The organism is Rathayibacter sp. AY1C1, assembly GCF_002932105.1.
Taxonomy (GTDB): domain Bacteria; phylum Actinomycetota; class Actinomycetes; order Actinomycetales; family Microbacteriaceae; genus Rathayibacter.
The window spans coordinates 1-17280 of the sequence record NZ_PSWH01000037.1 but is presented as its reverse complement, the minus strand read 5'-3'; the positions used below and the strand labels follow the sequence as shown (position 1 = coordinate 17280).

Here is a 17280-nt window from a genome sequence, read left to right as displayed (position 1 = left end):
CGACCAGCGTTGAGTGCACGTGCGATCCGTCGCGGGAGGCCGCCCGTACGGGGACGGGCTAGCGGTCAGTCCTGCGCAGTGAACTCGATCTCGGGTGCTGCCCCGTCCGCCAGGAGGAAGTAGCCGATGAACACGACGTCTTCGCTCGTGGTGTCGAACTTGGAGACGATGACCCCGGCAGGCTCGTAGAAGACGTCGCCGGCGCGAAGGGTGGTTTGTGCCTCCTCACCGATCTGGAATGTGACCGACCCCCTTTCGATGGCTCCGAAGACAGGGCCGTTGTGAACGTGAGCACCGCCCTTCGTGCCAGCTGCGATTGAGATTCGGCGCACCTCGACGTGGGACACGTCCATGCCGCCTGCAAGCGACTGGTGGAGAAGAGTTGATCGAGTGATGGGCGATTCAGTCATGGTCACAGCCTGGTCGGACGGATCGCTCAGACGTGGGTCGTCGGACTCAGGAAATACGGCTCGCAATGTGCGGTTCTCGCCAACGGCCGCGTGGTCCGACACCCCCGCCGCTGCCGGAACTTGTCTCGATAGCCGATCCTCTTTCGGGACGGCCGGAATGCCGGTCCTCCCACTGCTACACACGGGGGCCAGGACACTGCTGACCAGAAGATTCCTCGGCGGCGAGAGTTCCACCGTGGTCGATATGCTCGCGGCAGCCGGTCATCGGCTTCCCGCGAGGAGAGAGCCGTGCGTCCTGCCAGGGTGCTTGTCATAGCCCTGAGCGCTGTGTGCGTTGCGGGAGTCGGTGCAGCGGTGGTCGTCGGCCTCGCGTCCTCGTCGTCGCAGAACGAGGCGATCTCGACGGCACTAATCGCAGACCTCGAGCACCGGAACGCTCAGAGCCTGGTCGAGGGATCGCCGCAGCTCACCGGCCTCGGCGTCCCGGAGTCGACCTCGACGCCGAAACGACTTGCTGCGGTCATGGAGGACGACGCCCGACTGCGCGCTCAGCGGGACCACTACCTCGAGCTCGGGAATCCTTCACCGCGTTCGAGACCCAGGTGGCGCTGAACTCGGTGCAGATCACGGGCGACTCGGCCACGGTGACGTTCACCGAGAGCACCACCCTTCAGCGGAGTCCGTACGAGATCGGCGAAGCGGCTCCGGAGTACGCCTACTCCTTCTTCCAGGAGGCGACGCTACGGCTGCACGCGGGTACCTGGTCAGTCGACACCCTCACCCACGAGACGGCGCACACACCAGCAGATTTCCCGGAAACCGTCGCACCGGACGTCTCCCCCGCCAGCTGACGGCGCGTCCCCTTGACTCGGATCGATCCGACCGCTCTCCCTTGCAGCAGACCCGGTGAACGATCGGCTATCGAGACTGAAACTCCTACCGCCTTGGTACGCGACTGGTTCCCCCGCATCGACCGCGACGCCTGCTGACATGATCGTGGTCATGCCCTCAATTCGTTCGGCAAAGTTTCGGGCAGAGTCGTCGGTGGACGCTGTGCTCCTGCGGGTACTCGCCGGGCACGAGTCGAAATCGGTGCGCATCGCTGTTGCCGAGAACGCCGCTGCGGATGACCTGACGATCGGGCGTCTCCTCGCTGATGACGTCGACGCCGTGCGCCTCGCCGCCGCCACCAGCCTTCGTGAACGCCCGCAACTCCACGAGATCGCGGCGAAATCAACGGACAAGTGGGTCCGTGCGATCCTTGCCCACCTGTACGCGGACGACGACCAAAGGTCGCTCGCCCTTGCGGTACAGAGAACACTCGCGGCGGATCCCTTCGGGGAGACTCGTGGCCGGACGGCTCAGACCACCGACGACTTGGAGATCTTCGAGTCGCTTCTCACCGACCCGTCACCGGTTGTCCGCGGCATGTGCGCGCGCAACCCCCGCATCTCCCTGACACAGATGGAGCGTCTCATCACCGACCGCGATCGCGCCGTCCGCGCCGGAGCCGCAGAGGGTGGACTCCAGTACCCCAATGACGAGCAGTTGCTCCGGCTGGCGCGCGACCGGTCGGTCGAGGTGCGCTCGGCAGTACTATTCCGCGCCGACCGACCCAGACGAGCAATCGAACTCATCGCAGAAGACAGCGACGAGATTAACCGACACCACGCGCGGATCGCCCTCCACGACGAGCACGACATTATCGCGCCAGCGGTGACGCACCGTGCACGCGCAGAACGTCGACGGGCACAGCTTGTTCGCTCATTCGGTGAGTGAACGGCGGGGAGTGAAGAGCGCCTTGTACGGCACGCGGTCTCGTTAGCCGATGGTTCACCGGCACGCAGGGTTCTAATTGTCCTTGACTCTGCGACCCGCGCCGCGCCCGTCTCCGCCGGCAATCCAGTCGTTGACCGCTCGAGCTACGTGAGTGTTGTGACTTGCGGCCCATGAGGGATCGTTGGATGCGGACGTGAAAGCGATCATCGGTGTGTGCCGGATGCGGCCGTGACGGTCGCGCCAGTGCAGGACCATCAAGCCGGCTTTTTGGCGCACTCGGATGGTCTGGTCGCGAGGGACGCGTCGGGACCACCAGACCCCGTGGACGGTGAGGTCGTTCTCTCGCAGGCTGACACCGCTGAAAACAACCCACCGCGCAGCGAGCGATATGACGACCGCGAAGATGACGATGAAGACCAGCTGCTCGTCCAGCGCGAGGCCGGGCTTCCATACTGTCGCTGCCGGCACGCAGATCAGAGCTGCGGGCAGGAGTATGCCGAAACGGAGCTGGATATTCGGGCGAAACCGCACGAGCGCTGATTTTATGGGGCGCCCGCCCGTTCGTCGTCCCGTACAGGGATCGTTCAGTGGCCGCTGAGTGGGTGGGTACTGCTCTCGCCCGCGCTGTGCGTCGCGGCCCAGAGCAGGGCGGCACCGGCGGCCCCCGTCGGTCTGTCGCGTGCGGCGTCAGCGAAATCCCCATCTCTCGACCGCACCGCCACAGGCCGCATGTCCACAGCGCCTGACGCTCCGGCTGCAGATTCCGGCTAGCAGCTAGCGAACGCCGCGCGCACGCTCGTAGCACCGGTAGAGCACGACCGCGCCGACGGCTGACACGACGAGTCCGATCAGAAAACCCACGACCAGGACCGGGCTGAGCTGGCCCCCGGTCTGATCCAGGTCCGCACGAACGCCGTTCTGAAACTCCAACACCGAGCAGATCAAGGCGATCACGACACCCGAAGCGAGCAGGCTCAAACCCTTGAGTACTTCCACCATGACCACCCCCGCTCGTGAAGCTACCGCAGAGTCTTCCACCCCGAGACCGCCCGGTCCCGTATGGGGATGGTTGAGCGGTCGTGATCTAGCGAAGTGCGTTGTCCTCGGCAGCGCGCTCAACCGGGGGGACGGCGGCGTTGGTCTTTCGCCTACTTGCTGTCGCGAGCATGCCGACTCCCAGCAGTGCGACCGCAGCTGATGCGGTGAAGGCGGCCGTCCAGTCCCAGTTGTAGTAGTTCACCGTGACGCTCCGAGAGCCGTCCTCGTAAGTGCAGGAGAGACCGAGTGGGTAGTAGATCCGTTCGCCCGACACCCCTCCGCCCTCGAGAGGGATACCCGGAGGGTAGTTGCTGTGCTGACACTGCAGGACGGGGACCTCCCACCCTTCCTGGATCCAGCCGACCCCGAAGGTGAGGAGGGCGATCGGCGCGCCGACGATCACAGAAACGGTTCCGACGGTTCTCTTCGCCCAAGCGTCCATTTCGTCAGATTAGAGGGTCGCAATGGACACGCCGTTCTTTCCTCGCTGGTGCGCACGCACTGTTCCGTAAGGGGGTCGTTCACCGGTCGCTTGAGGCGCCGATGCTTGTTCCGTCTCCCGCAGCGCAGCAGGTCCGGTCAGCTCGTGGGGAGAGGTGTCGGAGATGCGGTGGTGTGCTTCGAGCTGGCGACCCATGCTTCGCCATCCCAGCTGATCCACACTTCGCACGCACTGCGCGCGGCGGCTCCAGAGCGGGATGCGCCGGCGAGGTAAGCGTGGGCAGAGGTCGGCACGAGCTCATCGAACACGTCGAACTGCGTATCCGTCGCTGATACGTCAGCACAGGAATCGAGGATCCCGGAAGCCTGTTCCTCCGACGTCGCGCCAGCGGCAGCACGGATCGCTTCGACATCCCCGGTCAGAACGCCCGGCTCGAGAGCCGTGAGCGTGGAGCGCGCGGAGCCGGCGGGTGGTAGCGAGCTCTGCGCGGTCAGCAGGAGGGCAGCTGCACCTCCTGCTGTGATCACGAGCGCTGCTGCGCAAGCAAGGACCACGAGGCGACGTTGATTCATGTCCACAGTGAACCGCATCACCGGTCGGGGCGGATCACGTCTCGAAGGTGATCGCTGAGCGGGCGTCCGATAGGGGTGGTTCTCCGGTACACGCGCACGCAGCAGAACCGGCCGCGGGATCCCGCGGCTCGCAGTGTCCCGACAACCCCGTCCGATGAAGAGTCCCGCTGAGGCACCCCACTCGGGACGGTACTCGTGGCGACCCGACGAAGGCGAGCTGCTCAGAGGCGCCGCTGCCTGTGTGCTCCGTCCGTCCGTGACGGCGACGTGTTCCGGCGGAACGACGCCCTCGGCGACCTGCGGAAAGACGCCCTCGGCGACCTCCGGGCCGGGCCGCGGCCGTCGCTCGCCGAGACCGAGACGGCGCTCGGCATCGAAAGCGATCCCGGCGACCCTCCCTCCGCCCGGCCGCCCGGCCGCCCGGCCGCTCGAGCAGCGGGGGAGCGCCCCCGGTCTCGTGGTGAACGTTCACGTGCAGGATCCGCGACGCACTTGTCCCGTCCCCTCCCGCCCGCCTACCGTGGTGCGTGAACGTTCACGCCGACGACGCCGCGAAAGGGTCACCCATGACCGACTCCACCCCGACCACTCCCGCACCCGGCTGGGCGGTGCTCGGCCCCGGCAGCATCGCGCGCCGGTTCCTCTCCCAGCTCCCGGCGAGCGACCGCGGCGCCCGGCTCGTCGCGGCGGGCAGCTCCGACCCGGGGCGCGCCGCGGCCTTCGCCGCCGAGGCAGTCGAGCACGGCTTCGCGGACGCGACCGCCGGCGACTACGCCGCGGTCCTCGCCGATCCGCGGGTCACCGCGGTCTACATCTCCACCGTGCACACGGGTCACGCCGCGCTCGTGCTGCAGGCGCTCGAGGCCGGCAAGGCCGTGCTCTGCGAGAAGCCGCTCGCCGTCAATCACGGCACGGCGATGGCCCTGGTCGACGCCGCCCGCAGCGCCGGTCTGCCGCTGGTCGAGGCGTACATGTACCGCTTCCACCCGCAGACCGCCGCGCTGCTCGAGCTCGTCCGCGACGGCGCGATCGGCGACGTCGTGCACATCGACGCCTCCTTCTCCTTCCGCACCCCGTCCCGCGAGGGCCGCCTGTACGACGTCGCGACGGCCGGAGGAGGCGTCCTCGACGTCGGCGGGTACACCGTCACCGCCGCGGCGGCCGTGGTGCAGGCCGCGACCGGTGCCGCCGTCGCGGAGCCCGTCGAGTTCGACGCGAGGGGCAGCCTCGGCCCGACCGGCGTCGACGAGTGGAGCGTCGCCCGCGCGACCTACCGCGGCGGCATCACCGCGACCCTCCGCACCGGCGTGGCACTCGACGACGTGAACGCCCTGACGATCCACGGCACGCGCGGCCGTCTGCACGTGGCCGACCCGTGGTTCGGTACGTCCGACACGGGCATCGAGATCAGCGTTGTCGGGGAGGAGCCGCGCATCCTCACGTTCGAGGGGGAGGGCCCCTACGCGCTCGAGGCGGATGAGACGACCGACGCCCTGGCGGCCGGTTCGGTCGAGGCGCCGCAGATGACGCTCGAGGAGACGCTCGCGACGGCCCGCACGCTCGACCGCTGGCGCGCCGCGATCGGCCTGCGCTTCCCGTTCGAGGCCGAGACCGCGGACATCCCGACGGTGTCCGGGCGGCCGCTGCGCGCGGCGTCGGACAGCCCGATGCTCTTCGGCGAGATCCCCGGCGTCGGCAAGCGGATGTCGCGGCTCGTGATGGGCGTCGACAACCAGCCGGATCTGGCGCACGCCTCGGCGATCTTCGACGCGTTCGTCGAGCAGGGCGGCACCGCCTTCGACACCGGCTACATCTACGGCGACGGCGAGATGGAGGGCCGCCTCGGCCGGTGGATCCGCAACCGCGGCATCCGGGAGGACGTCGTCGTGATCACCAAGGGCGCGCACACCCCCTACTGCGATCCGGAGTCGCTCTCCCGGCAGCTGCTCGAGAGCCTCGAGCGGCAGGGCACCGACTACGCGGACATCTACCTGATGCACCGCGACAACCTCGAGGTGCCGGTGGGTGAGTTCGTCGACGTGATGGACGAGCACCAGCGCGCCGGGCGGATCCGCGCCTACGGCGTCTCGAACTGGACGCCGGCGCGCTTCGACGAGGCGCAGGAGTACGCCCGCACCCACGGGCGGGCCGGGTTCCAGGCGCTGAGCGACCACTTCGGCCTGGCCGAGGCGTACGACGTGCCGTGGGAGGGCTGCGTCCACGTCACCGACCGGGCGTCGAAGGAGTGGCTGGTCGAGCGGCAGATCCCGCTGCTGCCGTGGTCCTCGCAGGCCCGCGGCTTCTTCACCGGTCGCGCGCGCCCGGACGACACCAGCGACGCCGAGCTGGTGCGCTGCTACTACGGGCCGGACAACTTCGAGCGCCTGCGCCGAGCCGAGCAGCTGGCGGCCGAGCACGGTGTCGGAGCGACGGCGATCGCGCTGGCCTACGTGCTCGCGCAGCCGTTCCCCACCTTCCCGCTCTTCGGGCCGCGCACGATCACCGAGCTGCGCTCGTCGATGCGCGGCCTGTCGATCGAGCTGACTCCGGAGCAGACGGCATGGCTCGACCTCCGCGCCTGAGCGGTGCCGAGGCCGGCGGCCGCGCGACGATCCACGACGTCGCGGCCGCCGCCGGGGTCTCCCGCCAGACCGTCACCCGCGCGATGAACGGCATGCCGGGCATCAGCGAGGAGACGAAGCGGCGGGTCCTCGACGCCGCGGAGCAGCTGTCCTACCGCCCGTCGCGGTTCGGCCGCGGCCTGGTCACCGGCGGCGAGCACCAGCTCGGGCTCGTCGTCGACGACCTGCGGAATCCGTGGTCGCCGGAGCTCGCCTCGGCCGTCGTCCGGGTCGCGGCGGCGCGGGGCTGGAACGTGTCGCTCGCGGACGTGGGCCTCGCCGCCGACTCCGACCGGATGATCCAGGCGCTGGGCGCGCAGACCGACGCAGTGATCGGCACCTTCGGCGATCGTGCTGCGGAGTGGATCGAGCGGCTCGGCTCCGTGCCCGTCGTCGAGCTCGACCCGACCGGCGATCCGCTGCGCGCCGCGGTGCTGCTCGACCACTCCGAGGCCGTCGAGGCGCTGGCCGATCATCTGGCGGGATCGGGCGTGAGGCGCCCGGTGGTCGTCGACGTCTCGCGGGATGCCCGGCCGAGCCGGCGAGCGGAGCTTCTGATCCGGGCCTTCTCCGCGCGCGGACTCGAGGCCTCCGTCGTGCGCGCCGAGGGCCCCACCGCTCAGGCGGCCGCGGACGCGACCGAGCGGATCATCGCTCGGCCCCGGGTCGCCGACGCGATCGTCGCGTTCAACGACCTCTGCGCGCTCGGCGTGCTCTCCGCCTGTCGTCGGGCGGGCGTCGACGTGCCCGGCGACGTCCGGGTGGTCGGCATCGACGGCCTCTCGATCGGGCGGCTCCTCGCACCGACGCTGACCACCCTCGCCGTCGACCTCGACGAGCTCGCGCGGCACGCCCTCGACCTCGCGGTCGCCATGATCGCCGGCGAGCTCCCGCGGGGCGGCCCAGACGTCCACCGCACCGTCCGTCACCAGCTGGTGCTCCGCGAGTCGGCCTGATCGCCCGCCGATCGCGCGGACGGACTCGCCCGCGTGCGCGGCGCGGATCTCCTCGCCAGCGGCTCGATACTCAGCCGGGCGATCCGGTCACCGGTCCGCGAGCTCGTCCAGCGCCGCGAGGATCTTCCTGCGGTCGCGGTGCAGCTTCCACCAGCTGACCGTGTGGCGAGCGGTGATCAGGCCGAGCTCCACCAGGTCGCGGAGGCCCTCCTCTACTCGCCGCCCGCTCGCTCCCCGAATTCCACGAGCTTCGCGAACAGGTCCTCGATCAGCCAGCGGGTGTCGAACGCCTCGCAGACCCGGATCGTGTGCGGCCCTGCGTCGGGCAGGAGCTCGCCGTCCGCGGAGAACCGCGGCGCGCGGCGCTCCCGCCAGCGTCCGCCGGCGGGGTTCATCACGGCGCCGATGGCCGGGCTGTCGCCCAGCGACCGGAAGTCGAGCGGCCCGTACGGGATGGTCTCGTTGAACGCGATCAGCTGGTCCACCAGGTAGTCGCTGAGGGGGCTGGTTCCGCGCAGGCGCGTCCGCAGCTCGGCGTGCCCGACTCCGACTCCGGAGTAGACGGGCATCGGGATCTGCCAGAGGGCGATGCCCGACTCGAGGACGCGGTTCGCGGCGTCGACGTCGTTGATCAGGTTGAACTCGGGGCTGTAGGCGGAGATCTCGTCGTAGGGCGGGCCGCCGACCCAGACGACCACGACGTCGCGGGAGGCGATCGACGGCTCGAGCAGGAGAGCTGCGGCGACGTCGGTCAGCGGCCCGAGCACGGCGATCCACAGCCGGCCCGCGTCGCGCAGGGCCTCCGCGACGATCAGGCGGGCGCCGTCGGATGCCGTCGCGGGCAGGGCCGACTCGGCGCCGTCGACGACGGCCACCGTCGATCCCGCCAACTCCACGATGCGGTCGATCTCGGCGCGCGACTCCGGCATGCTCCCCGGCCGGCCGAAGTGCGCGGCGACCAGGCCGCGGACGTCGAGGGTCTCGGTCAGCAGCGCCTGGACGATCGCGAACTGGTCGTCGGCCTCGTTCGCGGCGTCGGTGCTGACGATCAGGCGGTGCGGGGGAGGCGGGGTCATGCGGACTCGCGCTGCACGAGGGTCGTCGCGAGGATCGGCTGCCGGTCGACCGGGCGGCCCTGCACGACGGCGACGACGGTCTCGGCGGCGACGCGGCCCATGTCCTCGAGGGGCTGCCGGATGGTCGTGAGGGTCGGATCCGAGGTGGTCGCGATGACGACGTCGTCGAAGCCGATGACGGAGACGTCGGCGGGGACGCGGCGGCCGGACGCCTGCAGGACGCGGATCGCGCCGTTGGCCATCAGGTCGGAGGAGGCGAAGACGCCGTCGAGGTCGGGGTGGCGCTGCAGGAGGCGCGCCATCGCGGCGGAACCGCTCTCGAGGGTGAACTCGCCGTGCACGATGGGGCTGGAGTCGAGGCCGAGCTCGGTCAGCTCGTCGCGCCAGCCGCGGATGCGGTCGCGGGCGGGCTCCATGTCGTGCGGGCCGGCGATGATGCCCAGGCGCCGGCGGCCGGAGTCGGCGAGCGCGCGGGCGGCGAGGCGGCCGCCTCCATAGTTGTCGGAGTCGATGACGATCGCGTCCTCGGGCAGGGCGACGCGAGGGCGGCCGACCCAGGCGATCGGCACGGGGGAGTCGGCCAGCGCCTGGGCGAGGTGGGTGATCTCGTGCTGGAGGATCACGATCGCGCCGTCGACGGCCCGCGAGCGGAGGAAGCGGGGGATGCGGTCGCTGTCGTCGTGGTCGGCGGGCAGCAGCACGGGCTGCACCTCGCCGGCGTAGAGGCCCTTCGCGGCGCCCTTCAGCACCGAGGTGAAGAACGTCCCGGTGAGGCTGTCGAGCTCGTTGAAGGCGACGATCAGGGCGATGGCCCCGGCCCGCCCGCCGCGGAGCATCCGGGCGGCGCTGTTCGCCTCGTAGCCGAGGGACTTCGCGGCGCGCTCGACCGCGGCGGTCATCCGGACGTCGACATTGGTGCCGCCTGCGAGCACACGGGCGGCGGTGGCGCGCGAGACGCCCGCGGCCTGGGCGACGTCCACCAGCGTGGGTCGAGTCATGCTGCTTCCTTCTGCGAGGGGAGGTTCCGGCTTCCGCGCCTCCCCGCGGAGCACGGTGGGGAGAGCGTCGGAGTGAAGACTCGCACGGGGCGGCGGGCGGCCGTCCGGAACTGCTCGATTTGCGAAACTTCCCTTTGATACTAGGCGGAGATCGTTATCTCGCGGAGACCGGTTCTCGCTTGCATCGTGCTCGCGGGCGGGTTAGGTTGGCCGCCAAGAGATCGTTCTCTGAGGCCCGCCCTCACCGAAACCCTGCGAATCCCCAACGAAGAGGAATTGTCGTGAAAAGAAGCCTGACGGCCGTAGCCGCAGCAGCAGCAGTAGTCGCGCTCACCCTGACCGGGTGCTCGTCCGGAGGGGGAGGAGGCGCCTCGGACGACCCGAACGCCGAAGCCACCTTCTGGTCCTTCACCGGCATCAACGCCAAGGACAGCGTCGACGAGTACCTCGCGAAGATGCCCGACGCGAAGATCAAGCTCTCCGAGGTCGGCAGCACGACCGAGACCGCCACCGCCCTCACCGCGGCCCTCGCCGGCGGCAAGGTGCCCGACCTGGTCATGATCCAGAACGACGACCTGCCCCAGTTCGTCGCCAACAGCTCGAACTTCCTCGACCTGCGCACCCTCGGCGGCGACGACGTCGCCTCGACCTACCTCCCGTGGGCCGCCTCCGCCGCGACCGCCGACGACGGCTCCGTCGTGGGCGTCCCGACCGACGTCGGCGGACTGGGCTTCGCCTACCGCGCCGACCTCTTCGAGCAGGCCGGTCTGCCGACCGAGCCCGACCAGGTCGCCGAGCTCTGGAAGGACTGGCCGTCCTTCATCGAGACCGGCAAGAAGTACACCGAGGCGACCGGCAAGCCGTTCGTCGACAACATCGAGACCAGCGTCTTCTTCTCGACCGTCAACCAGGTCTCGGAGAAGTACTACTCGCCCGACGGCGAGCTGGTCTACGACACCAACCCGCAGGTGAAGGACGCGTTCCAGGTCGCCGTGGACACCAAGGACGCCGGCATCAGCGCCGGCATCGCCGCCTGGTCCTCGGGCTGGGCTCCGGGCCGCGCGAACGGCGCCTTCGCCGTGACGATCGCCCCCTCGTGGATCCTCGCCGGCATCAAGACCGACGCCCCCGACACCGCCGGCAACTGGCGCGTCACCAGCGTCCCCGGCATCGGCGGCAACTGGGGCGGCAGCGTCATCGCCATCCCCGCCCGCGCCGAGCACCCCGAGGCCGCCTGGCAGTACATCAAGACGATGATGTCGGCCGAGGGCCAGACCGACCACTTCAAGGCCTCGGGCACGCTGCCCGCCGCCACCGAGGCGGTCGCCAGCGAAGAAGTCCAGTCGTACACCGACCCGTTCTTCGGCGACTCGAAGATCGGCGAGGTCATGGCCACCTCCGTCGAGCAGTTCCCGTCCTTCTACAACGGACCGGACACCACCCCGATCAACGGGGCGCTCCTCAACACCCTCGTCGAGCTGGAGGCCGGCAACGTGACCTCCGACAAGGCGTGGTCGACCGCACTCGACACGGCCAAGCAGGCCATCGGCGGCTGATCGCCCCACCCACCCGAGCGGCCCGGCGCCTCGAGCGCCGGGCCCCTCCCCCCTTTCTCGACGGAGGTACTCCCGTGTCAACGGTGACAGCAGCACCACCCCGCAAGCAGCGCAAGCAGCCCAGCGCGCCGGTCCAGAAGGCCGCGCGGATCCGCAACTCCCTCTCGGAGCGGATCGCCCCCTACGCGTACGTCGCGCCCTTCTTCATCATCTTCATCGTCTTCGGGCTCTTCCCGCTCCTGTTCACGTTCTACGTCTCGCTCTTCGACTGGAACCCGATCGGCGAGCAGACCTTCGTCGGCATCGCGAACTTCCAGCAGCTCTTCGCCGACTCCCGGTTCTGGAACGCGCTGGTCAACACCTTCGGCATCTTCATCATCTCGACGGTGCCCCAGCTGCTGTTCGCCCTCTTCCTCGCGCACCTGCTGAACCACGCCCGCCTCCGCTGGGCGAACTTCTTCCGCATGGCGCTGCTGGTGCCGTACATCACCTCCGTCGCGGCGACCGCGATCGTGTTCGCGCAGATCTTCGACAAGAACTTCGGCCTGATCAACTGGTTCCTCGGCATCTTCGGACTGCCGTCGATCAACTTCCTCGCCACGAACTACGGCTCCTGGATCGTCATCTCGACGATGGTCTTCTGGCGCTGGTTCGGCTACAACACGCTCCTCTACCTGGCGGGCCTGCAGTCGCTGCCCCGCGAGATGTTCGAGGCGGCCTCCGTCGACGGCGCGTCCAGCTGGCAGCAGTTCCGCCACCTCACGATCCCGGCGCTGCGCCCGATCATCGTCTTCACCGTGATCATGTCGACCATCGGCGGTCTGCAGATCTTCACGGAGGCGCTCCTGGTGGCTCCCGAATCGGGCCTCACCTGCGGCGCCGGCCGGCAGTGCCAGACGCTGGCGCTCTTCCTCTACGAGCAGGGCTTCGGCCAGTTCAAGTTCGGCTACGGATCCGCCATCGGCGTCGTGCTGTTCGTGATCGTGGTCCTCGTCTCCCTCCTCAACTTCTACCTCTCCACCCGCACCCGGAAGGAGGCCGTCTGATGTCGGATGTGATCGACCAGGCCGTCCCGCAGACGCTGGCCCCCACGGTCCAGAAGGCACAGCTGCCGAAGCGGCGCGGGAAGGGCGGCGGAGTCGGCTGGCCGACCTACGTCTTCCTCGTGATCGCGGTGCTCGTCTCGATCTTCCCGCTCTACTACATGTTCGTCGTCGCGTCGGTCGGAGCGACCGCCGTCACGTCGATCCCGCCGCGCCTGTACCCGGGCACGAACTTCATGGCGATCGCCGAGAAGGTGTTCGACACCGTCCCGTTCATCGCCTCGATGCTGAACAGCCTCATCGTGTCGCTGAGCATCGCCGTCATCTCGGCGATCCTCTGCGCGATGGCCGGCTTCGCCTTCGCGAAGCTGCAGTTCCCGGGCCGCAACGTGCTGTTCCTCATCGTGCTGCTGACCATGACGGTGCCGGCGCAGCTGAGCATCATCCCGCAGTACCTGATCGTCTCGGCGCTCGACTGGGTCGACACCCTCCAGGCGATCATCGTGCCGGGCCTGGCCAGCGCCTTCGGCATCTTCTGGATGCGGCAGCACATGTCCACGACGGTCAGCGACGAGCTGATCCAGGCGGCCCGCATCGACGGCGCCAACTCGTGGCAGCTGTTCTGGCGCATCGCCTTCCCGGTGGTCCGCCCCGCGGCGTTCGTCCTCGGACTGATCACGTTCACCGCGGTCTGGAACGACTTCATGTGGCCGTTCATCGTTCTCAAGTCGCCGGAGCTGTTCACGGTGCAGATCGCGCTGAAGCAGCTGCAGGCCAACCGCTCGATCGACGTCGCCCTGGCGATGGGCGGATCGTTCATGGCCACCCTCCCGCTGCTGATCGCGTTCTTCTTCGTCGGCCGCCGGATGGTGTCCGGGATCATGGACGGGGCGTTCAAGGGCTGATGCACGACGCTTCCCCAGCACTGCCCGGGACGGACGCCGCGCGTCCTCCCGGGCGGGACTGGCGGGACCGCGCTCTGCCTCCGGCCGAGCGCGCCCGCCTCCTGACCCAGGAACTCACCCTCGAGGAGAAGGCGGCGCAGCTCGGCTCCGTCTGGCTCACCGACTCCGCCGACGACTTCGCCCCGAAGCTCGACGACGGGCCCGCCGCGGGCGACGACCTCTTCACCGGCGGCCTCGGCCAGCTGACCCGCGTGTTCGGCACCGAGCCGGTCACCGTCCCCGAGGGCGTCCGCCGGCTCCGCGAGCTGCAGGAGCGCGTGGTCGCCGGCAGCCGCCTCGGCATCCCGGCCATCGCGCACGAGGAGTGCCTCACCGGGCTGGCCGCGTACGGCGCGACCGCGTTCCCCACTCCGCTCGCCTGGGCGGCGACCTTCCATGAGGAGCTCGTGGGCGAGATGGCGGAGGCGATCGGCTCGGACATGCGCGCCCTCGGCATCCACCAGGGCCTCGCCCCGGTCGTCGACGTCGTGAAGGACTACCGCTGGGGCCGCGTCGAGGAGACCCTCGGCGAGGACCCGTACCTGGTCTCGCAGCTCGGCGCCGCCTACGTCGCGGGGCTGGAGGGGACCGGCGTCGTCGCGACGCTGAAGCACTTCGCCGGGTACGCCGCCTCCCGCGGCGCCCGCAACCACGGACCCGTCAGCATGGGGCCGCGCGAGCTCGCCGACACGGTGCTGCCTCCGTTCGAGGCAGCTCTGCGGCACGGCGGCGCCCGCAGCGTGATGACGTCGTACACCGACATCGACGGCGTGCCCAGCAGCGCCAGCCGGCACCTGCTGACGACGCTGCTCCGCGACCGCTGGGGCTTCGAGGGCACGGTCGTCGCCGACTACTGGGCGGTGCCGTTCCTCCAGGCCATGCACCACGTCGCGGTCGACGCGGCCGACGCGGGGCGCCTGGCGCTGCACGCCGGGGTCGACGTCGAGCTGCCGCAGACGGCGGCGTACGGCGAGCTGCCGCGCCTGATCCGCGAGGGCGTCGTCGACGAGGCCGACCTCGACCGCTCCGTGGCCAGGCACCTCCGCCACAAGTTCGAGGCGGGCCTGCTCGACGGCGGCCCGCTGGTGCCCGAGGGAGCCGAGGACGTCGACCTCGACAGCGCCCGCAACCGCGCGATCTCGTCGCGGATCGCGGAGGAGTCGGTCGTGCTGCTGCGCGACGAGGACGTCGCGGGGCTGCTGTCCTCCGGCTCGCTCGCCGTCGTGGGACCGGCCGCGGACCAGTTCCGCAGCCTGGTCGGTTGCTACGCGTTCCCCAACCATGTGCTCTCCAAGCACCCCGGCCACGACCTCGGGCTGTCGATCCCGACGGTGCTGACGGCGCTGCAGGAGGAGTTCGGAGCGTCGCGCGTGCGCTTCGCGGAGGGCGGCTCGATCACCTCCGCGTCGACCGACGACGTGCAGGAGGCGGTGGACCTCGTCCGCGGCTCCGACGCGGCGGTCGTCGTGGTCGGCGACATCGCCGGTCTCTTCGGCGACGGCACCTCGGGCGAGGGCTGCGACGCGGCCGACCTCCGCCTCCCCGGAGCGCAGGAGCCGCTGGTGACGGCCGTGCTCGAGACCGGCGTGCCCACCGTGGTGGTCGTCCTCTCGGGCCGGCCCTACGCGCTCGGGGCGTTCGGAGCGGCGCGCGGACTCGTGCAGGCGTTCTTCCCGGGAGCGGACGGGGCGGCTGCGGTCGCCGGCGTGCTCTCGGGCCGCGTGGCTCCGACCGGGCGGCTGCCCGTGCAGATCCCGCGGCTCCCGTCCTCCTCGACCACGTACCTGCAGCCGTCGCTCGGGCTCTCGAACCCCGGGATCACGGCGCTGGACGCGACTCCGCTCTACTCGTTCGGCTACGGGCTGACCCGCGGCGCGGTGACGTACACGGAGCTGGCGACGGCGGCGGAGCTGCCGGTCGGCGGATCGCTCGACGTGGCGGTATCGCTCCGGAACGACGGCGCCGACACGGTCGAGGTGGTGCAGCTCTACGCGGGCTACCCGACCTCGGCGGTGGTGCGGCCGGTCGCGCAGCTGATCGGCTTCGCGCGCGTGCCGATCGCGGCGGGCGAGACGCTGACGGTGCACTTCCACGTCGACGCGGCCCGGCTCGCCGTGACGGGGGAGGACGGCCGGCTCGCCGTGGACCCGGGGCCGCTGCGGCTGACGGCCGGCGCCTCGGCGGCGGACGCGGCGGTGACGGCGGAGGTGTCGATCACGGGGGAGCGGCGGTTCCTCGCCGAGCGGGCGCTGCGGACCCCCTGGTCGGTGGCGCGAGGCTGAGCGGTCGGCGCCTCAGGGGGGAGGCGCCGGCCGCTCGCGGGGGCGGGCCGGTGGTGCCGGCTCGAGTCCGCGGAAGTCGCGGTACTCGCGCGCGAGACCTGCGACTTCTGCGGGGTCGGCGGCCCGGAGCGCGACGGCCGCGTAGCACCGGAGGCGCACAGCGCAAGGGGCCCGCGCGAGCCGGGGGCCCGGCCTAGCGTGGAAGGAGCGGCGCCGCCGGTGGCGGGCCGCGGAGAAGACCGATGCAGAGGAGAGTCATGCCCGCCCTGACCGACACGTTCACGCTGTCCAACGGAGTCGCCATCCCGAAGATCGGGTTCGGCACCTGGCAGATCCCCGACGGCCCCGAGGCCTACGACGCGACGACCGCCGCGCTCGAGGCCGGCTACCGCCACATCGACACCGCCCGCGCCTACGGCAACGAGGCGAGTGTCGCCCGGGCCCTGCGCGACAGCGGCGTCCCGCGCGACGAGGTGTTCATCACCACCAAGCTCCCGGCCGAGGTGAAGGACTACGAGGGCGCGAAGGCGAGCTTCGAGACCACCATGGCGGCGCTCGAGCTCGACCACATCGACCTGTACCTCATCCACGCCCCGTGGCCCTGGCAGGACATGGGCTCCGACCACCGCGAGGGCAACATCGCGGCGTGGAAGGCGATGGAGGAGATCCTCGAGGCCGGTCGCTCGCGCGCCATCGGCGTCTCGAACTTCCAGGTGGCCGATCTGGAGTCGCTGATCGCGGCGACCGACGTGGTGCCGCACGCCAACCAGATCCGCTGGTTCGTCGGCAACACCCAGGACGAGACGACCGCCTACTGCAAGGAGCACGGCATCCTCGTCGAGGGGTACTCGCCCCTCGCGACGGGCGGCCTGCTCGACAACTCCGACATCGGCGAGATCGCCGCGAAGTACGACAAGTCGGTGGCGCAGCTCTGCATCCGCTACCTGCTCGAGAAGGACGTGCTGCCGCTGCCGAAGTCGACGACGCCCTCGCGCATCGTCGAGAACGCCGACGTCGACTTCGAGATCTCGTCCGAGGACCTCGCGCACCTCGACTCGCTCGTCGACACGGAGTCCTGACCCGCGGGCGCCTGCTCCTGACGGTCCGGAGGCCGTCGCACTCGAGCTCGAGTGCGGCGGCCTCCTGCGTCTCTTCGCGTCCGCCGCCGCCTCCGCTCGCGAGTGTGCAGGAGTTGTCGCACTCGAAGCCGAGTGCGACGAGTCCTGGCTTCTCGCCGGACTCCTCCGATCGCGGTTCCGCGAGTGCGCAGGAGTTGTCGCAGTCGGACTCGAGTGCGACAACTCCTGGAGTCTCGGGGTGTTCGGAGCAGGAGCGACGGACGCCCGGCGTCCTGAGGCCGGTCGCGAGTGCGCAGGAGTTGTCACAGTGGGCGTCGAGTGCGACGACTACTGGCTTCTCGTCGGGCTCATCCCGATCGCGGTTCCGCGAGTGCGCAGGAGTTGTCGCGGTCGGTCTCGAGTGCGACGACTCCTGGCTTCTCGCCGAGGCGAGCCGAGGCGGGGCGGGGCGAGGCGGGCCGGCCCGCCTCGCCCCGCCCCGCCC

At 70.2% G+C, this 17280-nt stretch carries 16 protein-coding genes; 9 read left to right on the top strand and 7 right to left on the bottom strand.

Features of this window, described 5'->3' with window-relative positions:
* Positions 1 to 65: 65 nt before the first annotated feature.
* Complete coding sequence (locus C5C71_RS14725; RefSeq protein WP_146076923.1) at positions 66 to 410, bottom strand: cupin domain-containing protein; 345 nt, start codon at positions 408 to 410, stop codon at positions 66 to 68.
* 602 nt (positions 411 to 1012) lie between these two features.
* Here C5C71_RS14725 and C5C71_RS14715 point away from each other — a divergent pair.
* Positions 1013 to 1261, top strand: a complete 249-nt coding sequence (locus C5C71_RS14715) for a hypothetical protein (protein WP_104337960.1) — start codon at positions 1013 to 1015, stop codon at positions 1259 to 1261.
* A 193-nt stretch (positions 1262 to 1454) separates the two neighbouring features.
* A complete protein-coding gene (locus C5C71_RS14710) occupies positions 1455 to 2189 on the top strand; it encodes a hypothetical protein (protein WP_146084480.1) in 735 nt (244 codons plus the stop codon).
* A 72-nt stretch (positions 2190 to 2261) separates the two neighbouring features.
* Here C5C71_RS14710 and C5C71_RS17365 read toward each other — a convergent pair whose 3' ends face one another.
* From C5C71_RS17365 to C5C71_RS17360, 4 genes are all read right to left on the bottom strand, one after another.
* Positions 2262 to 2720 carry a hypothetical protein gene (locus tag C5C71_RS17365; RefSeq protein ID WP_146078499.1) on the bottom strand — a complete coding sequence of 153 codons (459 nt, stop codon included), beginning with the start codon at positions 2718 to 2720 and terminating at the stop codon, positions 2262 to 2264.
* Between the two features lie 243 nt (positions 2721 to 2963).
* The gene (locus tag C5C71_RS14705) at positions 2964 to 3188 is read right to left on the bottom strand and encodes a hypothetical protein (protein ID WP_146084479.1); all 225 of its coding nucleotides are present in this window, start codon (positions 3186 to 3188) and stop codon (positions 2964 to 2966) included.
* An 85-nt stretch (positions 3189 to 3273) separates the two neighbouring features.
* On the bottom strand, positions 3274 to 3669 hold the full coding sequence (locus C5C71_RS14700; protein ID WP_146084478.1) for a hypothetical protein: 396 nt from the start codon (positions 3667 to 3669) through the stop codon (positions 3274 to 3276).
* Positions 3670 to 3806: 137 nt separating this feature from the next.
* Positions 3807 to 4241, bottom strand: coding sequence for a hypothetical protein (locus C5C71_RS17360; RefSeq protein WP_146082442.1), 435 nt, complete (start codon positions 4239 to 4241; stop codon positions 3807 to 3809).
* 566 nt (positions 4242 to 4807) lie between these two features.
* Between C5C71_RS17360 and C5C71_RS14695 the strand changes: the two genes are divergently transcribed.
* A complete protein-coding gene (locus tag C5C71_RS14695; RefSeq protein WP_104337956.1) occupies positions 4808 to 6823 on the top strand; it encodes an aldo/keto reductase in 2016 nt (671 codons plus the stop codon).
* A complete protein-coding gene (locus C5C71_RS14690) occupies positions 6802 to 7818 on the top strand; it encodes a LacI family DNA-binding transcriptional regulator (protein ID WP_104337955.1) in 1017 nt (338 codons plus the stop codon). Before C5C71_RS14695 ends, C5C71_RS14690 begins: the two co-directional genes overlap by 22 nt.
* Positions 7819 to 8030: 212 nt before the next feature.
* Here the strand turns inward: C5C71_RS14690 and C5C71_RS14685 are convergent, their stop codons facing one another.
* Both C5C71_RS14685 and C5C71_RS14680 read right to left on the bottom strand, forming a co-directional pair.
* Positions 8031 to 8894 (bottom strand): nucleoside hydrolase, encoded by an 864-nt coding sequence (locus C5C71_RS14685; RefSeq protein ID WP_104337954.1) that lies wholly within the window; start codon positions 8892 to 8894, stop codon positions 8031 to 8033.
* Positions 8891 to 9892, bottom strand: coding sequence for a LacI family DNA-binding transcriptional regulator (locus C5C71_RS14680; protein ID WP_104261720.1), 1002 nt, complete (start codon positions 9890 to 9892; stop codon positions 8891 to 8893). The genes C5C71_RS14685 and C5C71_RS14680 overlap by 4 nt, the downstream gene beginning before the upstream one ends.
* A 281-nt stretch (positions 9893 to 10173) precedes the next feature.
* On the opposite strand from C5C71_RS14680, the gene C5C71_RS14675 reads away from it, so the two are divergent.
* From C5C71_RS14675 to C5C71_RS14655, 5 genes are all read left to right on the top strand, one after another.
* Complete coding sequence (locus C5C71_RS14675; protein WP_104226495.1) at positions 10174 to 11448, top strand: extracellular solute-binding protein; 1275 nt, start codon at positions 10174 to 10176, stop codon at positions 11446 to 11448.
* 83 nt (positions 11449 to 11531) lie between these two features.
* Positions 11532 to 12494 carry a carbohydrate ABC transporter permease gene (locus tag C5C71_RS14670; RefSeq protein WP_104224677.1) on the top strand — a complete coding sequence of 321 codons (963 nt, stop codon included), beginning with the start codon at positions 11532 to 11534 and terminating at the stop codon, positions 12492 to 12494.
* Positions 12494 to 13396, top strand: a complete 903-nt coding sequence (locus C5C71_RS14665) for a carbohydrate ABC transporter permease (protein WP_104224678.1) — start codon at positions 12494 to 12496, stop codon at positions 13394 to 13396. The genes C5C71_RS14670 and C5C71_RS14665 overlap by 1 nt, the downstream gene beginning before the upstream one ends.
* Positions 13396 to 15717: a glycoside hydrolase family 3 N-terminal domain-containing protein gene (locus C5C71_RS14660; RefSeq protein WP_104337953.1), complete on the top strand. Its 2322-nt coding sequence runs from the start codon at positions 13396 to 13398 to the stop codon at positions 15715 to 15717. Before C5C71_RS14665 ends, C5C71_RS14660 begins: the two co-directional genes overlap by 1 nt.
* A 257-nt stretch (positions 15718 to 15974) precedes the next feature.
* Positions 15975 to 16796: an aldo/keto reductase gene (locus C5C71_RS14655; protein WP_104269830.1), complete on the top strand. Its 822-nt coding sequence runs from the start codon at positions 15975 to 15977 to the stop codon at positions 16794 to 16796.
* Positions 16797 to 17280: the final 484 nt, after the last annotated feature.

Excerpts from the sequence above, each read along its gene's own strand:
- C5C71_RS17360 (WP_146082442.1), bottom strand. The coding sequence starts at position 4,241 with ATGAATCAACGTCGCCTCGTGGTCCTTGCTTGCGCAGCAGCGCTCGTG.
- C5C71_RS14705 (WP_146084479.1), bottom strand. The coding sequence starts at position 3,188 with ATGGTGGAAGTACTCAAGGGTTTGAGCCTGCTCGCTTCGGGTGTCGTG.
- C5C71_RS14725 (WP_146076923.1), bottom strand. The coding sequence starts at position 410 with ATGACTGAATCGCCCATCACTCGATCAACTCTTCTCCACCAGTCGCTT.
- C5C71_RS14660 (WP_104337953.1), top strand. The coding sequence starts at position 13,396 with ATGCACGACGCTTCCCCAGCACTGCCCGGGACGGACGCCGCGCGTCCT.
- C5C71_RS14685 (WP_104337954.1), bottom strand. The coding sequence starts at position 8,894 with ATGACCCCGCCTCCCCCGCACCGCCTGATCGTCAGCACCGACGCCGCG.
- C5C71_RS14695 (WP_104337956.1), top strand. The coding sequence starts at position 4,808 with ATGACCGACTCCACCCCGACCACTCCCGCACCCGGCTGGGCGGTGCTC.
- C5C71_RS14665 (WP_104224678.1), top strand. The coding sequence starts at position 12,494 with ATGTCGGATGTGATCGACCAGGCCGTCCCGCAGACGCTGGCCCCCACG.
- C5C71_RS14690 (WP_104337955.1), top strand. The coding sequence starts at position 6,802 with ATGGCTCGACCTCCGCGCCTGAGCGGTGCCGAGGCCGGCGGCCGCGCG.
- C5C71_RS14680 (WP_104261720.1), bottom strand. The coding sequence starts at position 9,892 with ATGACTCGACCCACGCTGGTGGACGTCGCCCAGGCCGCGGGCGTCTCG.
- C5C71_RS14700 (WP_146084478.1), bottom strand. The coding sequence starts at position 3,669 with ATGGACGCTTGGGCGAAGAGAACCGTCGGAACCGTTTCTGTGATCGTC.
- C5C71_RS14655 (WP_104269830.1), top strand. The coding sequence starts at position 15,975 with ATGCCCGCCCTGACCGACACGTTCACGCTGTCCAACGGAGTCGCCATC.